This window comes from Archangium sp. (genome assembly GCF_036389735.1).
Lineage (GTDB): Bacteria > Myxococcota > Myxococcia > Myxococcales > Myxococcaceae > Archangium.
This window is the reverse complement of the sequence record NZ_DASVWK010000163.1, coordinates 1-7703: the sequence shown is the minus strand read 5'-3', so window position 1 is coordinate 7703 and position 7703 is coordinate 1. Positions and strand designations below refer to the sequence as shown.

7 protein-coding genes are annotated in these 7703 nt (G+C 68.4%); 6 read left to right on the top strand and 1 reads right to left on the bottom strand.

The genetic code is table 11. The features are described from left to right. The 4 genes from VF794_RS06200 to VF794_RS06185 all read left to right on the top strand — a co-directional run. A partial coding sequence (locus VF794_RS06200; RefSeq protein ID WP_331108258.1) for a DUF2381 family protein occupies nucleotides 1–672 on the top strand: 672 nt, incomplete at its 5' end. 140 nt (nucleotides 673–812) lie between these two features. Next, the gene (locus tag VF794_RS06195) at nucleotides 813–1163 is read left to right on the top strand and encodes a hypothetical protein (protein WP_155893219.1); all 351 of its coding nucleotides are present in this window, start codon (nucleotides 813–815) and stop codon (nucleotides 1161–1163) included. Between the two features lie 216 nt (nucleotides 1164–1379). After that, the gene (locus VF794_RS06190; RefSeq protein WP_331108257.1) at nucleotides 1380–2093 is read left to right on the top strand and encodes a ceramidase domain-containing protein; all 714 of its coding nucleotides are present in this window, start codon (nucleotides 1380–1382) and stop codon (nucleotides 2091–2093) included. Nucleotides 2094–2213: 120 nt separating this feature from the next. Further along, a complete protein-coding gene (locus VF794_RS06185) occupies nucleotides 2214–3374 on the top strand; it encodes a carboxylate--amine ligase (protein ID WP_331108256.1) in 1161 nt (386 codons plus the stop codon). Nucleotides 3375–3409: 35 nt separating this feature from the next. Here the strand turns inward: VF794_RS06185 and VF794_RS06180 are convergent, their stop codons facing one another. Continuing rightward, entirely contained in the window at nucleotides 3410–4186 is a 777-nt protein-coding gene (locus tag VF794_RS06180; RefSeq protein WP_331108255.1) for an alpha/beta hydrolase, read from the bottom strand. 173 nt (nucleotides 4187–4359) lie between these two features. Here VF794_RS06180 and VF794_RS06175 point away from each other — a divergent pair, with 173 nt between their 5' ends. Together VF794_RS06175 and VF794_RS06170 are read left to right on the top strand one after the other, a co-directional pair. Next, entirely contained in the window at nucleotides 4360–6480 is a 2121-nt protein-coding gene (locus VF794_RS06175; RefSeq protein WP_331108254.1) for a hypothetical protein, read from the top strand. Nucleotides 6481–6491: 11 nt separating this feature from the next. Beyond that, entirely contained in the window at nucleotides 6492–7691 is a 1200-nt protein-coding gene (locus VF794_RS06170; RefSeq protein ID WP_331108253.1) for a hypothetical protein, read from the top strand. Nucleotides 7692–7703 lie beyond the last annotated feature (12 nt).

The following is a 7703-nucleotide window of genomic DNA, read 5'->3' as shown; positions in this document are numbered from 1 at the left end:
GAGGATCGCTTCCTCTTGCTGGTGACGCTCGCGGACGGGAAAGAACTGCCCTTCACCGTGACGGCACGTGAAGGGCGGTTTGATCATCAGGTGAGCGTGTTCCTGGACGTTGAGACCCCGGAGGCAGCTCGCAGGCGACTGGCAGATGCCTACGTTAGGGAGCGCACGCTTGAAGAGGAGAACGAACGACTCCGAAAAGAGCAAGCCTCTACTGGTCACGCCTACGCATCACTATTGGCCAGCGGCGAAGTGAAAAACACGCCATTTCGTCGCGAGAGCAAGTGGCGAGTCGATCTTGGGGGCGCCGTAGTTGATATTTATATCTATTCGGCCAGGAAGACGCAGAAAGCGGCAGTCCTGTTTCATGTGACTAATAGTCAATTGGACGTGCCTTGGAGGCTGAAGGAAGTCCAGCTATCGGCCATGCTCAGCAGAAAATCCTACGAAGAGCCTGTGCGAACAGGCGAGAAAAAGGAATTTGCTCTACGCACCAGTCGCGACGAAATTCAGCCCGGGGAGTCAGGCTATATTGCTGTCGTTGCGGACAAGAGTGCTTTTACTTCAAAGGATGGGCCGGTTCATCTTGTTCTCGAGTTGTTCCGGCATGATGGCCTTCAGCAAGCCGTTGTTCTCCTGGATCATCGGATTGTAGAGGAGAAGGGGACGCATTAACCATGCCTGTGAAAAAGCCCCTTGTGCTCTCCGCTGTTTTCTTGCTGCCTTTAATCGCTGCCTGCCCGCCTGCTGGCGTGTCTCTGCGTTCTGATGGCAGTCCCGGTCCGGAGAAATGCTCCGAAAAGGCGTTGGAGGTCATGCGCATTCTGCGGATGCGTGTGGGTGATGCCGCTGACGCGCACCTTGACGCAAATCAGATAGATGCAAGTCCCGTCATCGTTTACGACGGTCCGCTTGAAAGCTACCTGACCGAATCGCTTGGTACGCTCGAGCCCGGAACTCGCCTTTACGGGCAGGCGTGGACCGGAGGGTTTCAGGTCGTAGTCCGGTATTATGAGGCGCACCCTCCAGATGGCGACAAGGTGCCAATCTGTGCGGTCGCTCGGCTCGGGCGCGGCCAGATGCGGAAGAAGCCCGAGTCCAAGCCGGGGAGCGCCCTCCTCGAACATGGCGCGGTGTCGGTTTTCGTGGTCGATTCGTTCCGGTGAGAGCCACCCGAGCGCCCCGGTAGTCGGTTCACCTCGGGTGCGGGTCCCGTGTAGTGGAGTTGGGGAACCGTTTTTTTCTCCCACCAAGAGAGGGGCAAAGGAAGTCCGCGAGCGGCTCGTTCCCGTGCTCGGCGGCCCCTCCCAGCACCCCTGAACCTCACTCCGAGGGGGTGAGCGAGTCGCTCCGTATACCCCAACGGAGGGTAGACTCGGCGCATGGACTTCCAGCCGGGTTGCCCCTGGTGGGACATGCGGGCCACCTGGGGGGCGCCGAACATCAAGTGGTGCGAGGCCACCCTGTGCGCCTGGGTGAACGAGCCCGCCAACGCCTGGTCCAACCTCGCCTACCTCGCCGTGGGGCTGTGGTGCGCGTGGCGCTGGCACGTCACCGGCATCCGCGCCCTGGGGCGCTTCGCCTGGACGACGTCCCTCGTGGGCCTCTTCTCCTTCGCCTTCCACGCGACGAACAACTTCGCCACCCAGCTCCTGGACTTCATCGGCATGTACGTGCTGGCCTTCCTGCTGCTCGCGCTCAACCTCCAGCGGGTGGGCTGGCTGACGCGCGAGCAGGTGGGGCGCGTCCATGTGGGCCTCACCGTGGCCTGTACCCTGGCCGTGCCGGTGATGCGGTTCGCCCGGATTCCCTACCAGCTCGTGGTGCTGGCCGCGGTGCTGGTGATTGTCGGCACCGAGGTGTACCTGTCCCGCCGGGCCGGCCCTCGCGAGTCCTACCGGGACTTCTGGTGGGCGGTGGGGTTCATGGCGCTGGCCACGGCGTGCTCGGTCGCCGATGTGACGCGCATGTGGTGCCAGCCCGACAACCACTGGCTGCAAGGGCACGCCGTCTGGCATGTCTCGAGCGCACTCGCCCTGCTGTTCGCCGCTCGCCACCATGCCGGGCTGGAGGGCGGGAGTCTACACCGTTGGTGACCCAAGGACCGGGGACCCTCACCTGCTGGGGGGCGGTGGGGATGGGTGGTTGAGAAGTGGGCGGTGACCCGGGTCGCGCTATGGTGCCGGTCGCGCAGGAGGCCTCGCCCAAGCCACCCCATGAACGTCGTCTTCATCTCGCCCCACTTCCCTCCCCAGTTCTTCCACTTCATCACCGCCCTGCGCGAGCGCGGTATCAACGTCCTGGGCATCGGCGACACCCCCTACGACTCCCTGCGCCCCGAGCTGCGCGAGTCCCTCGCCGAGTACTTCTTCACCCCCAACCTCAACGACTACGACGCCCTCGTGCGCGCCACCGGCTACCTCACCTGGCGCCACGGTCGCATCGATCGCATCGACTCGCTCAACGAGAGCTGGCTCGAGGTGGAGGCCCGTCTGCGTCAGGACTTCCACGTCCCCGGCCTCCAGCCCGACGACATCGCCCGCCTGCGCACCAAGCTCGGCATGCACGATGTCTTCAAGAAGGCCGGCGTCCCCCACCCGGATAGCATCCCCGTCAAGGACGCCGCCGGCGTGAAGGCCCTGGCCGGGCGCGTCGGCTACCCGCTCGTCCTCAAGCCCGACGTGGGCGTCGGCGCCGCTCGCACCTTCAAGGTGTCCTCCGAGGCCGAGGTCGACGAGGCCCTCAAGGAGTCCCTCTCCGGCTACGTGGCCCAGACCTTCGTGCGCGGCACCATCGTCACCTATGACGGCCTGGTGGACCGCGACGGCCACATCGTCTTCCGCCTCAGCCACGAGTACAGCGACGGCGTCATGGAGGTGGTGCTCGAGCAGCGCGACATCTCCTTCTGGAGCCTCACCGAGATTCCTCCCGCGCTGGAGGCCATGGGCCGCAAGGCCGTGGCCGCGCTCGGCCTGCGCGAGCGCTGGTTCCACCTGGAGTTCTTCCGCCTGTCCGATGGCAGCTTCGTCGCGCTGGAGGCCAACCTCCGCCCGCCCGGCGCCTTCATGACGGACATGATGAACTACGCGTGCGACATCGACGTGTACAAGCTCTGGACCCGCGTCCTCACCGGCGAGGACCTGCGCGACTTCCGCTACACGCCCAAGCACCACGTGTGTCACACCGCCCGGCGCGCCAACCGAAGCTACCGCTACACCCACTCGGAGCTGGTGGCGAAGCTCGGCGCCTCGCTCCTCATGCATCGCGAGATGCCCGGCGTCTACCACAGCGCCATGGGCAACGAGATGTACCTCACCCGCCACGACAGCCTCGGCGCCATGCACGACGCCGTGCGCCTCATCCAGACCCTGGGCTGAGGCGCCTCGGCGCTCCGTTCAGGCGGGGCGCTCGCTCACCCCAGCAGCCAGCGCATCGCCAGGGGCAGGCGCCGCTGCCAGTCCCGCTCGTGGTGCAGCCCGCCGGGCTCCAGCACGAGGAACAGCTCGTGGTCGGCGTACCCGAGCCCCTTGAGGTGCGCGTGGAAGTCGCGCGTGGCCTCGCCGTAGGGCATGGGGTAGCCGCCCGGGTTGATCCACTCCTCCGTGCCGGCGTCCAGGTAGATGCGCGACCAGCTGCGGGTGTGGGTCGTCCACTCCTGGAAGAGCTTGTACTCGCTCCACATCACCGAGGGCGACAGCGCCCCGATGCGGCCGAACAGCTCGGGGTACTTCCAGCCGAGGTAGAGCGACATCAGCCCGCCCAGCGACGAGCCCATGATGCCCGTCCACTCGGGGCCCTGACGCGTGCGGTAGGTGCTGTCCACGTAGGGCTTGAGCGTCTCGACGATGAAGCGGGCATAGGCCTCGCCCCGGCCACGCACGTTGCCGAGGGGCTCGTCCCAGGGCGTGTACTCCTCCATGCGCCCGGGGCCCGAGTCGACGGCCACGATGATCCACGGCTCCGCGTGGCCCTCGCCCACCATGCTCTCCATCACGAGGTTGGCGCACCAGGTGTCGAAGACGAGCGACTCGGGATGCGCGAAGACGTTCTGCCCGTCGTGCATGTAGAGGACGGGGAACTGGTGGTGGGGGGAGGCGGAGTCATACCCGGCCGGCGTGTAGATGCGCACGGTGCGGGTGAAGCCCTCCTGCGGGGAGGCGAAGTCTCGGATGATGTGCACGTGGCCCATGGGGGTGGGGGTGCCGAAGGACGGCGAAGCTGAACGATAGTTGGCCCGGCGCTCCGGGCCAACCTTCTCAGAGATACCCCCCACTACGCTCGGAGTGTGGGTGGGCGGGGGGGACGTCCGGGGCCTGGATGGGGAGTCCCCTCCCGGGACACCTCGCAGGTGGGGTCCCCGAGGTGTCCTCGTTGGTCTCCTTCGTGCAGAGCGCCGGCCGCGTGCGACCTGCCTGCCTGCCTGCCCTTCTGACCGTGTGGACCCTCCTGGCCGTGCCCGAGGCGCGGGCCGAGTCCTACGGAACCGAACTCACCATCGATGACGAGGCGGACCTCCGCGCGCTGCACGAGGACGGGGTGCTCTCGCGAGAGGAACTCGAGACCCTGTGGGAGCTGCTGCGCACGGGGGTGGACCTGGGCACGGCCACGCGCGAGGCGCTGTACATGCTGCCGGGCCTCACCTGGGCGCAGGTGGATGCGCTCCTCGCGTACCGTGCGAGTGCGGGGGGCGCGGTGGCGCCGGCGGACTTCGTCGAGGCCGGGGTGCTCACCGCGGCGCGGCTTCGCCGGTTGAGGCCCTTCCTCGTCCAGGAGGAGCGCGAGGCGTGGGGGCTGTCCGGACGCCTGCGCCTGCTGACGGCATACGCGGCGGCGGATGCCCTGGTGCCTCCGGTGCTCCTCCAGGCCCAGGTGGACGGGCCCCTGGGCTTTCGGGGTGGGGGCGTGGCCACGCTCACCCGGCGACGACTGGGTCCCGTGCACCATGACTCGCGACGCCGTGCGCTGGTGGCCGAGCTCCCCACGGTGGCGCCCCGGCTGCCGAAGCTCCATGTGGAGTGGGAGGGCGAACACGCCTCGCTGCTGGTGGGCACGTACCGCCTGGGCTTCGGACAGCGGCTCACGTTGGACACCACGGGGCGCCCGACGCCGGAGGGGTTCGTGCCCGATGAAGGCTTCCTCGTGCCCGGCGCCCCCGAGCGGCGCTGTGTGCTGTCCGGCGCGGGAGCCTGCTCGGGCGAGGAGGCCCAGGGACGCGTGACGCCCGACTTCGGGGCGATGGAGGGCTTTCGCGGCGTGGTGGGCACCGTGCGCGGGCAGGTGGAGGGCGTGGCGCTGGCCCTCACCGGCTTCGGCTCGTACCAGTCGAGGGATCTCTCCCAGTACGAGCTGCTCGACGCGAAGACCCACAAGGCGCCGGAGGTGCTCGCCGTGCCGACCGGGCAGCGGGTGCCCGGGGCCGCGCGCTTCGTGTCGCGCACCCTGCCGGATGTCTTCGATGAGCTGGCCGGGGGCGGGCATGTCTCCGTGGGGCTCTCGCCGCGCACGAGGCTGGGGATGACGACCTGGGGCGCCTGGCCGGTGTGGGCCGTGGAGGGCGCGGTGCTCGACTTCCGGGAGAGTGCCCGCTACCCCCAGGGAGGTGGCTTCGGCGCGGTGGGTGTGGACGCCGCGTGGGGCGCCGGGCCGGTGAACCTCTTCTTCGAGGGCGCGCGGAGTTTCGCGGGTGGAGCGGGTCGGGGTTTCGGGGCCCTTCAGCGCACCGTGCTCGGCGACCGGGCGCGGGAGCTGGAGCTGACGCTCCGCCATTACGGGCGCGACTTCGCCAACCCCTACAGCCGGGCCGTCTCCGCCTCCGACGAGTTCGAGGGTCTGCGCGCGAGCAACGAGCTGGGTGCCCGGTTGCGCTACCTCCACCGGACGGCCGACGGCGCGTGGCGGCTGACGGGACTGGTGGATGTATGGACACAGCCCCCGGGGGGAGAGGTGTCCGGTGTCGCCCAACTGCGGACCTCCGCCCGGGTGGATTACTCGGGCGTGCCGGAACTCCAGCCCTCGGTGTGGGTGGAGCATCGCAACAAGGACGTGGGCCGCAACGGGCCCGGGCTGTGCTTCGAGGGCACCGACTGTGGTGGAGAGCAGTACCGTGTCGCCGGCCGCGTGCGACTCGAGGCCACCGAGAGCCTGACGCTCGCGGTGCAGTACCAGCACACCGTGGCGGGGAGCGGTCGGCACCCCAGCGGGTTCCAGGTGGATGGTCGCGCCGTGCTGGACGTCCTCTTCCGGCCGCTGCCCTCGCTGCGGCTGCACGGGCGCGCGAGCTGGCAGGACGAGGATCTCTCCGAGAACACCCGGCTCACGCAGTCCTTGCGCCAATCGCTGGAGGTGGCCTGGGAGGTCCTCCCTTCGCTGAGCGCACGTGCGCGGTACGAGCTCGCACTGGACCTGAAGTCCCCGGAGGGCTCGCGCACGCCTTCCGAGTCACCGCAACACCTCTTCCGGCTGGAGCTGGAGGGCCGTTTCTAATGGAGTCGACCGTGGAGAAAGCCGTTCCCGATGTCTGTCGTGTCATGGCCCTGGCGCTGGTGAGCAGCGCCTGTGGCGCTCCCTTCGGTGAGGTGGCGCCGGCCTGCGAGGGTTGGAGGTCCGGAGAGGTCGTCATCACCGAGCTGCTGCCCGACCCGGGAGGGACGGACACGGGGCAGGAGTGGATGGAGGTGCACAACCCCGGGCGCTCGGCGGTGGACCTGCGGGGGCTCCTGCTCTACGCGGCGCGCACCGATGGCTCGCAGGAGCGGGCCTACCTCTTCGAGGCGTCCGTTCCCCTGGAGGCGAGGGCCTATGGGGTGCTCGGGGACGTGCGCTCCGGAACGCCGCCCGCCCATGTGAGCCATTCATACGGTGATGCCCTGGGCTCCCTGGGCAACTCGGGTGGGATTGTCGGGCTGCGCTGTGGAGACGTCGTCGTGGACGAGGTGCGCTACACCGGGTCGAGCCGCTCCGGCGTGTCGCGCATCTATGATGGGACGCTCGTCCCGGACGCGCTCGACAACGACGAGCCGGGCCGCTGGTGTGATGCTCCCGTGCCCGCTTCCGATGGGGGCTCGCGCTCGAGCCCCGGTGCCGCGAACCCGGCTTGTGCACCCGACGCGGGGGTGAGCGGCGATGGAGGTGTGCCCTCGGACACGTGCTTCTCGCAGCGCACGGGCCTGGTTCGGAGCGTGTCGCGCCCGAGCCCGGGCGAGCTGGTCATCACGGAGATGATGGCCGATCCGAAGGCCGTCTCCGATGCGCTCGGCGAGTGGGTGGAGGTGTATGCCGTGCGCGACGTGGACCTCAACGGGGTGAGCCTCACGAACGAGGCGAATGGTCGGGCCTTGCTCGATACCTCGCGCAACTGTCTGGAGCTGCGGGCCGGTACGTTTGGAGTGCTCGCGCGCAGCGCCGAGCCCAGGGACAACGGGGGGCTGCCCCCGGTCCTGGGAACCTTCTCCTTCGGGCTGAGCAACAGCGCCGAGACGCATGCGCTCCGGCTGTCGCTGAATGGGACGCTGCTCGATGAGGTGGTGTGGACGGGGGCTCCGATGGCCGGGGTGTCCAGGCAGCTCGATTCCTCGCGGCAGGACTCCCTCCGCAACGACGCGGCGGAGAGCTTCTGTCCGACGCCGGAGGGGTTGGGCTACAGCTCGGGGGATCGGGGCACTCCCGGCGCGGAGAATCGTCCATGCACCCCGTGAGCGGTGGGCGGA

What these genes read in the sequence shown, in the direction of transcription:
- VF794_RS06195 (WP_155893219.1), top strand. Translation starts at nt 813, where the DNA reads ATGCGCATTCTGCGGATGCGTGTGGGTGATGCCGCTGACGCGCACCTT.
- VF794_RS06180 (WP_331108255.1), bottom strand. Translation starts at nt 4,186, where the DNA reads ATGGGCCACGTGCACATCATCCGAGACTTCGCCTCCCCGCAGGAGGGC.
- VF794_RS06185 (WP_331108256.1), top strand. Translation starts at nt 2,214, where the DNA reads ATGAACGTCGTCTTCATCTCGCCCCACTTCCCTCCCCAGTTCTTCCAC.
- VF794_RS06190 (WP_331108257.1), top strand. Translation starts at nt 1,380, where the DNA reads ATGGACTTCCAGCCGGGTTGCCCCTGGTGGGACATGCGGGCCACCTGG.